Genomic DNA, 17,732 nt, shown 5'->3' with positions numbered 1-17,732 from the left:
CTTTTTATGAGCAATTTATCGCTTGCGCGGCGTCATTGCTCTCAGCATTTGCTGAAATCCGGCTTTCTTTTAGCGAAAGAGGCCGCCTGCACTACGTGCATTGGCACCGCTGCGCGGCGCCATGGCTTTCAGCATTTGCTGAAATCCGGCTTTCTTTTCTCGAGGAAAGCGCTCATTGCCTCTTTGGCTGCGGGCTGCTGCAGCAGATCGGCAAACAGTTTGCCTTCTTCGGCAATGCGCGCCTGCACCGCTGCCATCTGGCCGCTCTTGAGCAGTTTTTTGCTCGCCAGCAGTGAGCCCATGGGCTTGGCGGCCAGTTTGGCTGCCTGGGCCTGGGCGATGGTGTTGCATTCGGTGGGGGGCACCACGCGGTTGACCAGGCCCACTTCCAGTGCCGCCTCGGCCATGAACGGATCGCCCAGCAACAAGGCCTCGCTGGCGCGCTGGTGGCCCATCAGCTGGGGCAGCAGCAGGCTCGATGCGCCTTCGGGACAGAAGCCCAGGTTCACGAACGGCAGCGAGAACATCGCGTTGTCGCCCGCATAGACCAGATCACAGTGCAGCAGCATGGTCGTCCCGATGCCGACCGCCGGGCCACAGACCGCCGCCACGATGGGTTTGGGGCAGGCGGCCAGTGCCTGCAGAAACTGAAAGGGCGGCGCATTCTCGTCCGGTTTGGGACCGTTCAGAAAATCGCCCAGGTCATTGCCTGCGGTAAATACCGTGGCATCGCCCTGGAACAGCACCACGCGCACGTCGCCGCTGGTGGCGGCCTGTTGCAGCACGCTGGCCATGGCCAGGTACATGGCGCCGGTGATGGAATTCTTCTTGGCGACGCGGTTGAAGGTGATGGTGCAGATGCCATTTTCGGCCAGCACCAGGATGTCGTCGCAGGTGGATTGAATGCTCACAGTTATCTCTCCAATATCTGGGAAGCAAGCACGCCGCGTGCTTGCCTCTGTTCGGGCGCCGATGCTAACCGATCCGGCGCCCTCCATTCACTCTTTGTAATAGACCAATTGGTGGCTCGTTGCGAGCAAGGTGCCGCCCGGCGCCCAGATCTGTGCCGTCTGGTCGAAGAAGCCGTCACGAAAGCCCTGGCCCTGCGCCTGCGCCAGCACCGGCTCGCTGCCGACCTGTCGCAGCTCGTCCTCGCTGGCGTGGAAGTACACGCTGAATGTGACCGTGCCAATCGGCACCCGTTTGGCGCGGCGCAGCCAGATGCGCGGAAAGAACACGTCGCACAGCGCCGTCAGTGCCTGCACATCCAAGGGGCGCGGCGGCTCGTCGCTGACCCACATGCGGGTCAGGCTCGGGCTGATGGCACCGTCCCACTGCTCCGGATAGCTGCCCAGAAGCGGGCGCACGTTGTAGCGCGAGAGCCATTCCACGCGAAAATCGGTGACGTAGCGCGCCACTTCGCCAGACGGCGGCACCTGCGGCATGGCGCATTCGTCGTCCGACCAGGTCTTGCGCGCCAGCGCCGTCATCGCGGTAGCAGTCGTGGTTGTGGACCAATGGCCTTCCGCGTCCTTTTCGCGCATGGTGATGATCCAGTGCTGCGTGGAGCGGTTGGTGCGCGCAGGAATGGCTTCGATCACCACCTCGCCCTCACCCACGGCCCCCGCAAAATTCACCGTGATCGCCACCAGCTCGCCCAGGCGATCCGGGTGCTGCAGCACCGCCTGCGCCATCTGCGCCGCGGTGATGCCGCCGTAGGGTCCGACCATGTTCCAGTAATCCTTGCTGGCGCGTGTGGCGAACTGGTTGGCGCCAACAGGCTCCATTGCCATCGCCCGGTCAAAGGGATGGCCGCCTGTAGAAGTGAAAAGGTTGCTCATTGGGACAGATTTCGCAAGAAAAGTGAAGAAAGGCTCCAGAGCCTTGCGCGCACCCATCGCGCGCCAGCTGCTTGATTGAGGCAGTTGGAAGTTGCATTTTCTGCCACTTTCAGCAACACCTGATTTGTACCACTCCCACCCTGCCAGGCGTGCCGTCTGCGGGACAGCACGCCTGCACAGAAACCTGTTCGCGCCTTTGTTCCAATATATGGACTTGGGATTACACGCGTTCCAGGATGCCGGCGGCTCCCTGCCCCATGCCCACGCACATGGTCACCATGCCGTACTTGAGTTTGTTGCGCTGCAGTGCATGCACCACCGTGGCCGCGCGGATGGCACCGGTCGCGCCCAACGGGTGGCCCAGCGCAATCGCGCCGCCCATGGGGTTGACCTTGGCCGGGTCCATGCCCAGTTGCTCCATGACGGCGAGCGACTGCGCGGCAAAAGCCTCGTTCAGCTCGATCCAGTCCATGTCCTGCAGCGACAGGCCTGCGTTGCGCAGCGCAACAGGAATTGCCTCGATCGGGCCGATGCCCATGATCTCGGGCGGCACGCCCTTGCTCGCATAGCTGACAAAGCGCGCCAGCGGCGTCAGGTTGAAGCGCTTGAGAGCCGCCTCGCTCACCACCAGCAGCGCACCTGCGCCATCGCTGGTCTGCGAGCTGTTGCCGGCGGTGACCGAGCCGCGCGCCGCAAACACGGTACGCAGCTTGGCCAGGCCTTCGATGGAGGTATCAGTGCGCGGCCCTTCGTCCAGGCTGACCGTGCGCGAGTTGCTCACCGCTTCGCCCCTGGCGATGTCCACGCCCCGGTCGGTCACGGTGATGGGCGTGATTTCTGCCGTGAAATCGCCCGCCTGCTGCGCAGCCAGGGCGCGTTGGTGCGATTGCAGCGCAAACGCATCCTGGGCATCGCGGCTCACCTTCCAGCGCTGCGCCACCTTCTCTGCCGTGAGACCCATGCCGTAGGCAATGCCAACGTCGCCTTCGCGCTCAAAGATCGAGGGCGACAGCGATGGCGAATTGCCCATCATGGGCACCATGCTCATGCTCTCGACACCGGCGGCGATCATCACGTCGGCCTCGCCCACACGGATGCGGTCTGCCGCCATCTGCAGCGCTGTCAGGCCCGATGCGCAGAAGCGGTTGACGGTAACGCCACCCACGCCCACCGGCAGGCCCGCCAGCACCGCGCTGATGCGGGCCACATTCAGCCCTTGCTGCGACTCGGGGATGGCGCAGCCGCACACCACATCTTCAATGGCCTGCGGATCGAGCCCGGGCGCCTGCGCCAGCACGGCTTTCATCGTGGTGGCCAGCAGATCGTCGGGGCGCATGTTGCGCAGATAGCCTTTGTGCGACTTGCCAATTGGCGTGCGCGTGGCAGCAACAATGTAGGCGTCTTGTACTTGTTTCATATCGATCTCTCAATGATCCAAACAATGCTCTCGGGTTCGTGGCTGAGGAAGCGTAGCGAGCAGGACTCATGCAAGGCGGACGGAGCACAGCCACCGGAACGCACTTGCTGTGCGTGAGGATGGCGAGCACCGCCCAACGCCGCATGAGGCCTGCGCAGTAGCTTCATCAGTTACGAACCGGTTTGCCGGTGCTCAACATGCCCAGAATGCGCTCCTGGGTCTTTTCCTTCACGATCAGGTCGGTGAAGGCCTTGCGTTCCAGTGCCATCAGGTATTCCTCGTTCACCAGCGTGCCTGCGTCCACATCGCCGCCGCACACCACATTGGCCATATGGCTGGCGATCAGCATGTCGTGTTCGGTGATGAAACCGCCCTCGCGCATGTTGACCAGGGTGCTGCGCAAGGTGGCAGCACCGCTGCGGCCCGCCACCGGGAAAGGCTTGCGCTGCGGCGGGCGCCAGCCCGACTGCGCCATGGCCTTAGCCTGGGTCAGCGCCACAAACAGCAGCTCGTCACGGTGCGGCACGATCACATCGTCTGCCTGCAGGTAGCCCAGGGTCTGCGATTCCAGCGCGCTGGTGCCGACCGTGGCCTTGGCGGCAGCCGTAAAACCGTTGGCCAGGAAGGGCAGCAGGTCGTTGCCGGTCGAATACTGGGCATGGCGCGCGGCTTGGTAGGCCACGTTGGTGAGACCGCCAGCACCCGGCACCAGGCCCACGCCCATTTCCACCAGGCCGATGTAGCTTTCCATGTGCGCCACGCGGCGTGCGCAGTGCAGCAGCAGCTCGCAGCCGCCGCCCAGCGCCATGCCGTGCACGGCCCCCACCACCGGTATCTGCGCGTAGCGCACGGCCAGGAAGAGCTGCTGCATCACCTGCTCGATCTGGTCGATGGCCATGGGGCCTTGCAGTGCAAAGGCGGGCATCATGGCCTGCAGATCGGCACCCACACTGAACGGTGCGTCGCCCGACCAGACGACCAGGGCGTCAAAGTCCTTCTCGGCAAGCGCCAGCGCGGCCTGCAGGTCTTCCATCACATCGGGGCTGATGGCGTGCATCTTGGTCTTGATGCTGAAGACCAGCACCTGGTCATCCAGCGTCCAGGTGCGCGAAGCCTTGCTCTCAGTCAAGGTTCGGCCTGCCGTGCGCCAATCCTGCGCGGCGTCGCCTGCCTCGCCCAGCACACGCTCGGGGAACAGCTGGCGCGCATACACCGGCAGATCGCGGCGTGGCACGAAGCGGTTTTCGGCAGCGCTCCACGATCCCTGGGGCGTGTGCACGCCGCCGGCATCGGCCACTGGGCCTTCGAACACCCATTGCGGCAGAGGCTCGGTGCTGAGCGCCTTGCCAGCATCAATGTCTTCCTGCACCATCTTGGCGACCTGCAGCCAGCCCGCTTCCTGCCACAGCTCGAACGGGCCCTGCTGCATGCCAAAGCCCCAGCGCATGGCCAGATCCACATCGCGTGCATTGTCTGCAATGTCCTTCAGGTGCACGGCAGCGTAGTGAAAGCTGTTGCGCAGAATGGCCCACAGGAACTGGCCCTGCGCGCCCTCGCTGCCCCGCAGCAGCTGCAGGCGCTCGCCCGCTGGCTTTTTCAGCATGCGGGCGTAGACGTCGTTGCACTTCTCGCCCGAAGGCACATAGGCCTGGTACTCGGGATCGAAGCGCTCGATGCCCAACTTGGTCTTGCGGTAAAAACCTGCCTTGGTCTTTTGCCCCAGCGCGCCATCTGCTATCAATTTGGTAATGACGGCAGGGGTCGCGTAGCTGGCGTAGAACGAATCGGTCTGCGCGCTCAGCTGGGTTTGCATCGTGCCGATGACGTGGGCCAGGGTATCCAGGCCCACCACATCGGCGGTGCGGAAGGTGCCCGAGCTGGCACGGCCAAGCTTCTTGCCGGTCAGGTCGTCCACCACGTCATAGGTCAGGCCAAAGCGATCGGCCTCGGCAATGGTGGACAACATGCCCGCCACACCCACGCGGTTGGCTACGAAGTTGGGCGTGTCCTTGGCGCGGACCACGCCCTTGCCCAGCTGGGTGGTGGCAAAGGTTTCCAGCTGATCGAGCACCTGCGGCTCGGTCGCCGCAGTGGGGATCAGTTCCACCAGTTGCATGTAGCGCGGCGGATTGAAGAAATGGATGCCGCAGAAGCGGTGGCGCAGTTGCTCAGGCAGGGCTTCCGAGAGTGCCGTGATCGACAGGCCCGAGGTGTTGGATGCCAGGATCGCATGGGGTGCGACGAACGGCGCGATCTTGTGGTACAGGTCGCGCTTCCAGTCCATGCGCTCGGCAATCGCCTCGATCACCAGATCGCAGTCCTTGAGCAGCTCCAGGTGCTCTTCGTAGTTGGCTGCCGCTATGAGATCCGCTTCTGCCGATACGCCCAGCGGCGAAGGCTTGAGCTTCTTCAGGTTGGCAATCGCCTTCTGGGCAATCGCACTCTTGGGGCCTTCCTTTGCCGGAAGGTCAAACAACACCACCGGCACGCGCACATTGACGAGGTGGGCCGCAATCTGTGCCCCCATCACCCCGGCGCCGAGCACCGCCACTTTCTTCACCACAAATCGAGACATGGTTACTCCATTTTTGATAGCTATCAGCGCTTTCTGGTTAACCGCCAAAAGCCAATTTCATTCAAAACCTATTCGACTCGCGACCAGGTTTGCGTGCGGCCGAACGGGCCGATTGATCCGCGCACATCGAGCTTGCTGCCGTTGTCGGCAGGCGTGAGCTTCAAGCTGTAGGTGCTGCCGTTTTCCGGGTCAAGAATCCTGCCGTCTTCCCACACGGCCTTGCCTTCTGCCTTCTTGGCACCGCGAATGATCTCCAGCCCCACCAGCGGCTGGCCCTTGCGATCGTCAGTGCAACGGTCGCAGACCGCCTTGGGGTCGGCGCCCTTGCGCAGCAGCTTTTCCACCTTGCCGCTGAGCACGCCGCCGCTGTCGCTGATGCGCACCTCGGATTTGGGCTCGCCGCTTTTCTCGTCAAAGGTGCGCCACAGGCCCACCGGCGACATTTCGGCAGCGAGCGCTGGCAGTGCCACCGCCAAGCTGCCAGCCACCATCAGCAAAGGTTTCAGCAAGGTTTGCATCACGGTCTCCTTAGGTCTTTTCGGCAGCACTGCGGGTGTTAAGCCAGCGCAGCGTCGGTGTTCATCAAAAGCTTGCTGCCGGTACGCATGGTGCGCACGCGCAGGCCTGCCTCGGGGAAGAGGCGCGCAAAGTAAAAGCGCGCCGTCTGCAGCTTGCCTTCGTAGAAGGTCTTGTCAGCCGCGTCGCCTTCCGCCAGTGCGCGCAGCGCGGTCTGCGCCATGCGCGCCCACCAGTAGCCCATCACCAGATGGCCCATGACGCAGAGGTAGTCGACCGAGGCCGCGCCCACTTCGTCGGGGTTCTGCAGTGCCTTGAGGCCCAGCTCGGTGGTGATGCCCGTCATCTGGCCGGCCAGTTGCGCCAGCGGGTTGATGAAATCGGCCATGCGCTCGTTCACGCCTTCTTCCTCGACCAGGCCCTGCACCAGTTTGCCCAACGCCTTGAGCGCCGCGCCCTGGTCGCCCAGCACCTTGCGGCCCAGCAGGTCAAGTGCCTGGATGCCGTTGGTGCCTTCGTAGATCATGTTGATGCGCGCATCGCGCACGAACTGCTCCATGCCGGTTTCGTGGATGTAGCCGTGGCCGCCGAACACCTGCTGGCACTGTACGGTCACATCGAAGCCCTTGTCCGTCAGGAAGGCCTTGAGAATGGGCGTGAGCAGGGCCACCTGCGCGGCGTTGGCCTTGCGCACGGCTTCGTCGGGGTGGTTCAGCTCTTCATCGACCAGGGCCGAGGTGGCCACCATCATGGCGCGGCCGCCTTCGCTGTAGGCCTTGGCGGTCAGCAGCATGCGGCGCACATCAGGGTGCACGATGATTGGATCGGCGGGCAGGTCCTTGGCCTTGGTGCCCGAGAGGCTGCGCATCTGCACGCGATCCTTGGCATAGGCCAGCGCATTCTGGTAGGCCACGGTCATCAGACCCAGCGACTGGTTGGCCACGCCCAGGCGGGCCGCGTTCATCATCACGAACATGGCTTGCAGGCCCTTGTTGGGCTGGCCCACCAGGGTGCCCATGGCGCCATCGATGGCGATCTGCGCGGTGGCGTTGCCGTGGATGCCCATCTTGTGCTCCAGGCCGGAGCAGCTGATGGGGTTGCGCGCACCGAGCGAGCCATCGGCATTGACGAGGAACTTGGGCACCAGGAACAGGCTGATGCCCTTGCTGCCCTTGGGCGCATCGGGCAGGCGGGCCAGCACCAGGTGCACGATGTTGTCCGTCATGTCGTGCTCACCGGCGCTGATGAAAATCTTGTTGCCGGTGATCTTGTAGGTGCCGTCGGCCTGGGGCTCGGCCTTGGTGCGCAGCAAGCCCAGGTCGGTGCCGCAGTGGGGCTCGGTCAGGCACATGGTGCCGGTCCACTCGCCACTGGTGAGTTTGGGCAGGTAGAGCTTCTTCTGCTCGTCCGAGCCATAGACATGGAGCGCCTCATAGGCGCCGTGCGACAGGCCAGGGTACATGGCCCAGGCCTGGTTGGCGCTGTTGAGCATTTCGTACAGGCACTGGTTCAGCACAAAGGGCAGGCCCTGGCCGCCGTAGGCAGTGTCGCACGACAGGGCCGCCCAGCCGCCTTCCACATACTTGGCGTAGGCCTCCTTGAACCCCTTGGGCGTGGCCACGCTCGAATCCGCCGGGTTGCGGGTGCAACCTTCAACGTCGCCGGACAGATTGAGCGGCTGTATGACTTCGGCTGCGAACTTGCCAGCCTCTTCCAGGATGGCATCCATGGTGCCGGTATCGACATCGGCATAGGCGGGCAACTGGGCAAAACGGGCGGGCAGACCCAGCACTTCTTGCATGAGGAACTGCATGTCGCGCAGTGGTGGGGTGTACTGAGGCATGGAATATCCTTTGGGGTTTTACGAAATCAACGCAGATTCGGAAGCCGCTACGGCAGAGGATGCGTGCGGTACCGGAGGGGTCGGAGGGGAAACGGATAGCAGGGGCGCCAGTGCGGCGTCGATCAGTGGCGCATCGCGCCCGCTGTCCACCGCATAGCGATGGAGCACGCTGCGCAATGCACGCGTGGCATGCAGCAAGGCCTGCGGGCCGTGCAGAAAACGGGTTTCGTAGTGCAGCGAGAGGATGATGCCGTGCAGCTCGAACAGCACCTGGTCAGGCTCGACCTCGGACTGCAACTGGCCCTCCTGCTGAGACTGGGCGATTGCGCGGCGCATGGCATCCATCCAGATGCTGACCGATTCGGCGAGCGCATCGCGCACATCGCCCGGGCGATCGTCGAACTCCACCGCGCCACTGATATACAGGCTGCCATAGAGGCGGCTGGCTTCGCCCTGCTGGGCGGTGCTGCCCATCCAGCCCGCCACCATGTGCAGCAGGCGGGGCAGGCCGCGCGGTGCCGCCAGGGCGGGGCCGAAGATCTCGCGCTCGAAACGGGTGTGGTATTCACGCACGACCGAGCACTGCAGCTCTTCCAGTGAGCCAAAATGGGCAAAGACGCCCGATTTGCTCATGCCCATGGCCAGGGCCAACATCCCCAGCGACAGGCCATCAAGCCCTTCCTGTGCAGACAGCGCGAGCGCCGCATCCAGAATGGCGGCACGGGTTTGGGCACCTTTGGCCAGCTTCGTGGTTTCGTTGTTTTCAGTGGTGATTCTGGACATACATCAAAAATAGCACGGTCGTTCTATTTTTTGATTTTTGCACAATCCCTGCCCCTTGCCAATGCCTGTTGTGCAAAGCAAGGGTAAACCACAGGCCAGACTCCCAGACAAGGCTGCAGCTCACCAGCCCCTCATGCCGGAGACGCAATAAAAAAAACTGCCAGCGCTTTCTCATCAAGCGCTGGCAGCTATGTTTTTTGAAGCAACCCGTTGAACGGGCCCGGTCAATGTGCCATCAGTCCCAGGCAGGCATCGAGCTGCTCGGTAGGCAGCTTGCGGAAATCCGACCGCGCAAAGCGCTGCAGGCGGCCGATCAGGAAAGACATATGGACGCTGGCGCGCACATTCGCATCCACGGTTGGCGTGGCCGACCCATCTGCCCCCGGCACGGTACGCAGGCACTGGCGCAAGGTGGTTTCGATGCGCTCAAAAAACTGCTGCATGCGCTGCTGCAGGCGTGGGTGCTCGGATTGGAGGGCATCACCCATCATCACCCGCACCATGCCTGGGTTGCGCTCGCCGAACTGCAGCACCATGGCCACCACGCGCTGCGCCTGGGCTACGCCCTGCTCTACGGTTTTCGCCGGGTCGGGCACATCACGGCCTGTGATCTGCACCGCCAGGGTGAATACGGACTGCTCGATGAAATCGATCAACCCTTCGTACATCTGCGCCTTGCTGGCAAAGTGGCGATAGAGCGCCGCTTCGCTGATCGACATCTGCGCCGCCAGGGCCGCCGTGGTGATGCGGTCAGCGCCCGGCTGCTCCAGCATGGCAGCCAGGGTTTGCAGAATCTGGATCCGGCGCTCTCCGGGTTTTGGGCGTTTACGGGTAGGTGCCGGCGCAGCAGCGTCTACCGGCGCATCAATGACGTCGGCGGCGAATGAAGATTCTTGATCGGACATGCGTTGTTTGAGGCGTGTGCCCGGCGTAGTCTCCCAACATCGCCAGGCTATTTTTCTAGGCAGCAATCATGCTTTTGTGCTCTCGGAGACTGATGTTTCAGCCTGTGGAGCCTGTAACATCTTACTGCAGAAAATCTGCAAAATCATGGCTCAAACCGGGCTTATCACTGGATAAGCCCATGAATTACGCAATCAAATGTATCAATAACTACGAATCATTGTGCCGTAAGCCGTGTCGGTCAGAATCTCCAGCAGCATGGCGTGGGGAACGCGACCGTCCACAATGTGCACGGCGTTCACTCCACTCTTGGCCGCGTCGATGGCGCCCGCCAGTTTGGGCAGCATACCACCCGAAATCGTGCCATCTGTGATCAGATCGTCGATCTGGCGCGAGGTCAATTCGGTGAGCAACTGGCCTTGCTTGTCCAGAACACCGGGAATGTTCGTCAGCAGCATCAGTTTTTCGGCTTGCAGCACCGTGGCCAGCTTGCTGGCTACCACATCTGCGTTGATGTTGTAGCTTTCATTGCCTTCGCCAAAGCCGATGGGGCTGACCACCGGAATGAAGGCATCATCCTGCAGCGCCTTGACCACACTCGGGTCGATCTGGAGGATATCACCGACCTGGCCCACATCGTGCTCGACCGATGGGTCCTTGTTGTCCTTGAGCTTGAGTTTCTGCGCGCGGATCAGGCCTCCGTCGCGCCCGGTCAGGCCCACCGCCTTGCCGCCTGCCTGATTGATCAGGCCTACGATGTCCTGCTGCACCTCGCCAGCCAGCACCCATTCCACCACTTCCATGGTTTCGGCATCGGTCACGCGCATGCCTTGCACGAAGCGGCCTTCCTTGCCCAGGCGCTTCAAGGCGTTTTCAATCTGCGGACCGCCACCGTGAACCACCACGGGGTTGATACCCACGAGCTTGAGCAGCACCACGTCTTCGGCAAAGTCGGCCTGCAGCTCAGGGTCCGTCATGGCATTGCCGCCGTACTTGATGACCATGGTCTTGCCATGGAACTTGCGAATGTACGGCAGCGCCTGCGCCAGGATTTCTGCCTTGTCGCGTGGAGCAATGGAAAGAGGTTGGGTCGTCATGGATGCAGGCCTTTACAGCAGGACGGGAAGGTTCAAAACGCGCATTGTGCCCCAATCTGCGCCATGGCCGTCAATTAGCGAATCCAGCCCGGCAGCTTGAAGCGAACAATCACCAGGTACGCGGCCACATAAGAGACACAGAACAGCGCACAGAACGCGATCAGCACATAGGTGTTGCGCCAGAACAGCACGGCAGGCACCACTGTCAGCAAGGTGAAGGCCCAGAGGTAGGGCGCGGTGCGGTTGTTGCGGCGCAGCATCTGACGGGCGGCATTCTCGTCCAGCACGCTGCGCACAATGCGGCGATAGATCAACTGGTGCAGGTGCAGGGCATCTGCCATGCCCGGCGAATCACCCCGCGCCAGCTTGCGATAAATGGAGAACATGGTCTCCCACACCGGATAGATGAGCAGCAGCATCGGAAACCAGGGCGAGACGATGGGGTGGCGCTGCACCAGGGTGATGCTGCAGAACGCGATCACGATGCCCCAGACATAGGCGCCGCCGTCGCCTGCGAACAACTGGCCCATGGGGTAGTTCCAGAACATGAAGCCCAGTGTGGCCGCGGCAGTGATCACCAGAATGGCGGCCAGTTCGCGGTCGCCCAGCTGCAGCGCCACATGGGTGAGCGCCGCACAGATGATGAGCGCCACCATGCCGGCCAAGCCGTTGTAGCCATCGATGATGTTGAAGGCATGGGGCAGACCCGCTATCGCCAGCACCGCCAGCGCCATGCCCAGCCAGGGGGCGGTGCTCAACAAGGCATCGAGCCAGCCCAGGCCCAGGCGCGGCACGGTCATTCCCAGCAGGTAGACGGCCAGCAAGCCGGTGGCCAGGGTCAGCACCAGGCGGTAGCGCACCGTCATGCGCTGGGTCATGTCCTCAGCAATACCGCCCGCCACTGCGGGCAGCATTGCTATGAAAAAGTAGAGCACCCAGGTGTTCCACTGCAGTGCATTGCTGTAGTAGCCCCACCAGTTCTGCACACCTGCCACGCCCACCGTCAACACCATGCTGACAAACATGGCCAGGCCGCCCAGGCGGGGAATATGGCCCATGTGAAAGCGCTGGGGCAGGTCTTTGCCATAGCGCCTGGCGTGCCCGCGCATGCGGCGCACGATGAAGCCCGCACCGATCAGCGCGAACAGAAAAGCCACCACTGCCAAGAGAATCATTGTTTCGTCATCGTGAGTGCCGCAGCCGGCAGGCGCCGCAACAAAGGGCGCGAACGCCAGAACACTGCCGAAGTCCATAACTGCAGCAGGCTGCGAATATGCCACAAAGCATGGCGCATGCGCCGATGGCTGGCCCTCTGGCCTGCATGCTCCACCACGGCGTCTGCACGTGCCAGCGTAAAGCCGGCCAGGCGCAGGCGCAGGCAGAGGTCCACATCCTCGCAGTACATGAAGTAGGCGGGGTTCAGCCCGCCAATGCTCCGCCATGCATCGGCAGGCAGCATCCACATGGCGCCGTTGACCCATTCCGCCCGTGTTTCCCGCCGGCGCACCGTGTAGCGCAGCAGCAGCGACCAGGGCGTGGGCACCTCGCGCTCGCTGTCCTGCACCGCACCTGTTTCGTCCAGCTGCGTGGGATAGGCCAGGCCGGCGCCAGGGCGGCGCGCCGCCTCAACAAGGGCGGGGAAAGGGTTGCCCTTGCGCAGCACCACATCCGGGTTGACGATGCAGACAAAGGGCTCGCTGGCATCTGCCAGGGCCGCATTGTGGTTGGCCGAAAAGCCCAGGGGCGCGGGGTTGTGCCGAATCTCCAGCACAAATGGCCAGCCGCCTTCGGGGGTCTGCAACGGTGGCTCCGGCTGGTTCAGCGTCAGCACGACGCGGCTCACGCCAGCGTCGCCCAGGCGGGCCAGATCTTCCAGCAGACGCTGCACCATGTCCCGGTGCCCGTGGCTGACGACGGACAGGACAATGGCGGGGTACGGGTGTGGCGATGGGAGCATGGCCTTCTATTATCCCCTGCCAACGCAGGGGCCGCGGCCGTGACTGGCCTCAGTACAGGCGCAGCGCCAGCAGCACCCGCAAAATCAGGGTGTCCACGGCGCTCATGCGCCAATAGAAGCCCTGAATCGCCACGCGAAAGGCGGCCAGCCATCGCCTGCGCGATTGCAGCAGCATCTGCAATTGGGCACGCTGCCCGTCTTTCAGGCGCGCGCCGTGCGTGCGATCAAACTCCGCCAGCTGGTCCAGCCAGCCCGGTCCGGCCTGGCGCAGGCGGCGCGCAAAGCGCTGCACACGCGCCCACTGGCCCAGCAGGCCCTGCTGCTGCATTCCAATGGTATTGCGCCCATGCTGACGGTAAAGAATATGGCTTTGCGTATCGAATACCACCGTGCCAAAGGCAGATACGACGAGATAGGCCCACCAGTCATGCGCCAGACAATACCGGGGCAGCGACGAGAGCACCAACTGGCGTGCAGAGGCATTCAGTGCTACGGTGCAGCCTGTGGCGATGTTCTGCACCAGGGCGTTGCCCCAGCCGATCTTGTCAGCCGGATAGTCTGGCGACGGGCCGATCGCCTCCAGCGCCATATCGGTGTACTGGGTGCGTGAGCAGTACAGCGCGGGGCCGGTCTGCGGCGCAAGCAAGGCCACGGCACTGGCGACCTTGCCCGGAAGCCAGACATCGTCCTGGTCGCAAAAGAAATAAAAATCGTAGCCATTGCCTGCAATTTGCAACAACTCATGAAAACTACCGACAAAACCAAGATTGGCGCCCACAGTCACACGGATGTTGGGGTGTGCCGCTGCATATCGGTGGACAATGGCAAGCGTCGCATCCGACGAGCCATCGTCGCGCACCCAGAGATCGCACGCTGCATGGGTTTGCACCAGCAGTGAATCCAGTTGCGCTGACAGAAACTGCTCGCCATTGAATGTAGACAATAGAATTGCCACTCGATTTTTCTTGTCAGTCATTCATCCCTACCTGCCTGGCAGGCCTACTTCGGCAGAATCTCTAGCCATTTCCTATCCATGACCCGCGAACACCACGTCTACACACGCCACATCGATCCACAAGAGCGGACCTCGCTGTCTGTGCTGGCCGGCAAAATACGTCCTGGCTCACGTGTGCTCGATCTGGGCTGCGGCCCGGGTGTGCTGGGCCAGCACCTGCACCAGCATCTGGCCTGCACCGTCGACGGTGTGACTTTCAGCGCTGAAGAAGCCGGGCTGGCCAAGCCACATTATCGCGATGTCGCTGTGGCAGATTTGGAACAGATCAATCTTGCAGAGGCTTTCCTGCTGCGCCAGTATGACTATATCGTCTGCGCGGATGTTCTGGAGCACCTGCGCCACCCCGAGCAGATTCTGGCCGATTGCCGTGCGTTGCTGGCAGAAGACGGCCAGATTCTGGTCTCGATCCCCAATGCCGGATACTGCGGCCTGGTGATGGAACTCATGCAGGGCGAGTTGCGCTACCGCGAGGAAGGGCTGCTGGATGCCACGCACCTGCGGTTTTTCACCCGCCAGTCGCTGCTGCGCCTGCTCAATGCCGAGCAATGGTGCGTGGAGTCGCTGGAAACCATCGATCGCCCACTCGATGAATCGGAGTTCGCACGCACCACCGCCGACAGCCTGCCACCGGCAGTCATGCACTACCTGCTCTCGCAGCCCGATGCACTGGCCTACCAGTTTGTCGCCAGCGTACGCCCTGCAGGCGACCCCGCTGCCGTCCAGTCGCATGCACTGCTGGCCATTGGCAACCAGAACAACGCAGCGCAAGCGAGCTTTACCACCAACCTGTACTGGGCCGATGCGGATGGCTACAGCGAAGACCGCAAGCTCATTCAAAAGGGCCATATCGGCAAGCTGCAGCAAAGCATTCGCTTCACGCTGCCCCGGTATGACGCGCCCACGCCCACCCTGCGCTGGGACCCGGCAGACCGCCCGGGTTTTCTGCACATCCACGATATCCGCCTGTTCGACGCCAGTGCTGACCTGCGCTGGCGTTGGCTTGGCGCTGGCGACCAGAGCCTCGCCCAGGCCCCGCACAGCGAAATGGTCTGGCAGCCCGCGCCAGCGAGCGCTCCAGGCTCTGCCCTTGCCCTGTTGACTGGCGACGACCCTTACCTGCGCCTGCCGATCCCTGCCGATGTGCTGCGCCAATGCCTGCAAACCGAAGGCGCCGTGCTGGAAGTGACGGTAGGCTGGCCCATGTCTGCCGACTACGCCGTGCTGGCAGACAGCGCGCAGCAGTTGGAAACCCGGCTGCGCCACGCCGATACCGAGGTGATCCGCGCCCAGCACGCCGAAGGCCGGGCGCATGAGCACATGCGCGAGCTGCAGGCCCATATCCAGGACCAGCGGCACAACCTGGAAGCGAGCATCGGGCAGCAGCAGGAACACATTCAGGCGCAGCAGACCCACATTGGCAACCTGCAGACGCACCTGAGCAATATTGAAGGCTCCGAGGCCTATCGCATTGGCCAGAAACTCGCCCGCGCCAAGGCAAGGCTGCGCGGCAGAACGCCGCCTCCCGCAGCCGTCGTGTCCATTCCTGCGGCAGCCGCTCCTGCTGTTCAGGCTGAGGAAGTGGTCGCTGGCGACGCAGTGCAAGCCAAGACCGAAGCCGAGACCAAGACAGTCACTGTGGCCGAACCAGTACCGGAGTTGGCGCCTGAAGCCCTGCTGCCCGACGCGGCACACCCTGTTGCGGCAGAGGCCAGCCAGCCAGCCAGCGCTGTGGACATCATCGTTCCCGTCTACCGGGGACTTTCGGACACCCAACGCTGCCTGCAATCGGTGCTGCAGGCAGCCACGCAAACCAATTGCCAGTTGATCGTCATCAACGACGCCAGCCCCGAACCCGCCTTGAGCGAGTGGCTGCGTGCGCTGGCGGCGCAGGACAGCCGCGTCACCCTGCTCGAAAACGACAGCAATCTCGGCTTCGTGGCCACGGTCAACCGAGGCATGGCGCTGCACCCCGACCATGACGTCGTACTACTCAACAGCGACACCGAGGTGTCCCATGAGTGGCTGGACCGCCTGCGTACCGCAGCCTACAGCCAGCCCGCCATCGGCAGCGTCACGCCACTGTCCAACAACGCCACGATCTGCAGCTACCCCCGTTTCTGCGAGAAGAACGCCCTGCCTGCAGACGCCGACCTGGTGCGCCTCAACCACCTCAGTGCTGCGGCCAATGCTGGCCGCACTGTCGATATTCCGACCGGCGTGGGCTTTTGCATGTACATCCGGCGCGACTGCCTTACGCAGACCGGTCTGTTCGATGTCGAGCACTTCGGCAAGGGCTACGGCGAAGAGAACGATTTCTGCATGCGCTCCCACCATCTGGGATGGCGCCACCTGTTGGCGCTGGACACTTTCGTCCTGCACACCGGCGGAGTCAGCTTTGGCGACAGCAAGACGCCCCGTGAGCAAGCCGCTTACCAGACGCTGCTGCAGTTGCACCCCGAATACGACGCGCAGGTGCAAGCGCACCTCAAAGCCAACCCCGCCCAGGCTGCGCGCAATGCCATCGACAAGGCCCGCCTGCGCCAGCACCCGCTGCCCCGCATTCTGATGGTGCTGCACAACGCAGGTGGCGGCACCTTGCGCCATGTGCACGAACTGGCGCACAGCCTGCGCGAGCAGGCCGTCTCGCTGGCCTTGACGCCGCTCGAAGACAACTACATCCGCCTGCAGTGGCTGGATGCCGCCGAGGGCTATGACGAGGAGTTCCACTGGCCTACCCAGTCACAGGAAGTGGTGGCGCTGCTGCGCGAGCTGGGCGTGCGCCATGTCCACTTCCACCACTTGATGGGGCTCAATCTTGAAATCATGCGCCTGCCACAGCTGCTGGGCGTTCGCTACGACTTTACCGCCCACGACTACTACGCCATCTGCCCGCAGATCAACCTGATGATGCCTACGCACAACGCACGCTATGCCGCGCTGGGCGTGGCGCAGTGTCCGCAATGCTCGGGCGAGCACCCCGCACCGACGGGCGAATACATCGACGCCTGGCGCATGCGCCACCGCCTGTTCCTCAACCAGGCACGTTATGTTCTGGCACCCACCCGCGACGCCGCAGAACGCATGTTGCAGTACTTTCCCGACGCGCCCGTGCGCTACGTCACCCACCACGACATTGCCGACCCGGCCGCGCTGCCCGTGCCACAGGGCAAGCCGCTGGCCGCACACAGCCATCTGCGCGTCTTCATCCTGGGCGGCGTCAGCCTCGCCAAGGGCGGCGATGTGATGGAAGCCGTGGCGCTGGCAGCCGCACGCGCAAACGCGCCGGTGGAGCTGCACCTGCTGGGCTATCCGCACCGCCGCATGCGCACGCAGCCGCAGGCAAGCCTCACCATCCACGGCCCGTACGACGATGCCGACCTGCCCGCGCTGCTGGCGCGCCTCCAGCCCGATGTGGTCTGGTTCCCCGCCCTCTGGCCCGAAACCTACAGCTACACCCTGAGCGCCTGCCTGCAAGCGGGCATACCGGTGATCGCCCCCGACATCGGCGCCTTCCCCGAGCGCCTGGCCAACCGCCCCTGGACCTGGATGCAGCCCTGGAGCACTTCGGCCGACGAATGGCTGGCCTTGTTCCAGAACATCCGCGAACGCCACTTCGTGCAAGGAACGCCGCCATTGCCTGCGCCCGCTGCGCCTGCCGAACTCTTTGGCCCGCGCCTGCAACCCTGGAGCTACCCGCACGATTACCTGACAGGTATTGCAGCCCCTTGATTTTCAATAAAATATGCCTCTGGCGCTGACGTATAAAGCGCCGTTAGCTATAAAAT

Annotated in this window: 13 protein-coding genes; 1 reads left to right on the top strand and 12 read right to left on the bottom strand. The window is 63.2% G+C overall.

The window, feature by feature from the left end:
• Nucleotides 1–128: 128 nt before the first annotated feature.
• From LAD35_RS21850 to LAD35_RS21795, 12 genes are all read right to left on the bottom strand, one after another.
• On the bottom strand, nt 129–911 hold the full coding sequence (locus LAD35_RS21850; RefSeq protein WP_377779274.1) for an enoyl-CoA hydratase: 783 nt from the start codon (nt 909–911) through the stop codon (nt 129–131).
• Between the two features lie 87 nt (nt 912–998).
• A complete protein-coding gene (locus LAD35_RS21845) occupies nt 999–1,841 on the bottom strand; it encodes an acyl-CoA thioesterase (protein ID WP_224153035.1) in 843 nt (280 codons plus the stop codon).
• Nucleotides 1,842–2,061: 220 nt separating this feature from the next.
• A complete protein-coding gene (locus tag LAD35_RS21840) occupies nt 2,062–3,258 on the bottom strand; it encodes an acetyl-CoA C-acyltransferase (RefSeq protein ID WP_224153034.1) in 1,197 nt (398 codons plus the stop codon).
• Nucleotides 3,259–3,424: 166 nt separating this feature from the next.
• Complete coding sequence (locus tag LAD35_RS21835; protein WP_224153033.1) at nt 3,425–5,833, bottom strand: 3-hydroxyacyl-CoA dehydrogenase/enoyl-CoA hydratase family protein; 2,409 nt, start codon at nt 5,831–5,833, stop codon at nt 3,425–3,427.
• Nucleotides 5,834–5,901: 68 nt separating this feature from the next.
• Nucleotides 5,902–6,351, bottom strand: coding sequence for a DUF2147 domain-containing protein (locus tag LAD35_RS21830; protein ID WP_377779276.1), 450 nt, complete (start codon nt 6,349–6,351; stop codon nt 5,902–5,904).
• Nucleotides 6,352–6,389: 38 nt separating this feature from the next.
• Nucleotides 6,390–8,192 carry an acyl-CoA dehydrogenase C-terminal domain-containing protein gene (locus LAD35_RS21825; protein ID WP_224153032.1) on the bottom strand — a complete coding sequence of 601 codons (1,803 nt, stop codon included), beginning with the start codon at nt 8,190–8,192 and terminating at the stop codon, nt 6,390–6,392.
• Between the two features lie 18 nt (nt 8,193–8,210).
• Complete coding sequence (locus tag LAD35_RS21820) at nt 8,211–8,975, bottom strand: TetR/AcrR family transcriptional regulator (RefSeq protein WP_224153031.1); 765 nt, start codon at nt 8,973–8,975, stop codon at nt 8,211–8,213.
• 224 nt (nt 8,976–9,199) lie between these two features.
• Nucleotides 9,200–9,880 carry a nucleoid occlusion factor SlmA gene (slmA, locus tag LAD35_RS21815; protein WP_224153030.1) on the bottom strand — a complete coding sequence of 227 codons (681 nt, stop codon included), beginning with the start codon at nt 9,878–9,880 and terminating at the stop codon, nt 9,200–9,202.
• A gap of 201 nt (nt 9,881–10,081) precedes the next feature.
• On the bottom strand, nt 10,082–10,975 hold the full coding sequence (gene argB / locus LAD35_RS21810) for an acetylglutamate kinase (protein WP_224153029.1): 894 nt from the start codon (nt 10,973–10,975) through the stop codon (nt 10,082–10,084).
• Between the two features lie 74 nt (nt 10,976–11,049).
• Nucleotides 11,050–12,150 (bottom strand): glycosyltransferase family 4 protein, encoded by a 1,101-nt coding sequence (locus LAD35_RS21805; RefSeq protein WP_224153028.1) that lies wholly within the window; start codon nt 12,148–12,150, stop codon nt 11,050–11,052.
• The gene (locus LAD35_RS21800) at nt 12,147–12,932 is read right to left on the bottom strand and encodes a glycosyltransferase family protein (RefSeq protein ID WP_224153027.1); all 786 of its coding nucleotides are present in this window, start codon (nt 12,930–12,932) and stop codon (nt 12,147–12,149) included. The genes LAD35_RS21805 and LAD35_RS21800 overlap by 4 nt, the downstream gene beginning before the upstream one ends.
• 49 nt (nt 12,933–12,981) lie before the next feature.
• Nucleotides 12,982–13,887, bottom strand: coding sequence for a glycosyltransferase family 2 protein (locus LAD35_RS21795; protein ID WP_263434679.1), 906 nt, complete (start codon nt 13,885–13,887; stop codon nt 12,982–12,984).
• 78 nt (nt 13,888–13,965) lie between these two features.
• Here LAD35_RS21795 and LAD35_RS21790 point away from each other — a divergent pair, with 78 nt between their 5' ends.
• The gene (locus LAD35_RS21790; RefSeq protein ID WP_224153025.1) at nt 13,966–17,676 is read left to right on the top strand and encodes a methyltransferase domain-containing protein; all 3,711 of its coding nucleotides are present in this window, start codon (nt 13,966–13,968) and stop codon (nt 17,674–17,676) included.
• Nucleotides 17,677–17,732: the final 56 nt, after the last annotated feature.

The sequence above is a fragment of the Comamonas odontotermitis genome (genome assembly GCF_020080045.1).
Classification (GTDB): domain Bacteria; phylum Pseudomonadota; class Gammaproteobacteria; order Burkholderiales; family Burkholderiaceae_C; genus Comamonas; species Comamonas odontotermitis.
Note: the sequence above shows the minus strand (reverse complement) of the source record. Positions and strands in the feature narration are given on the sequence as shown.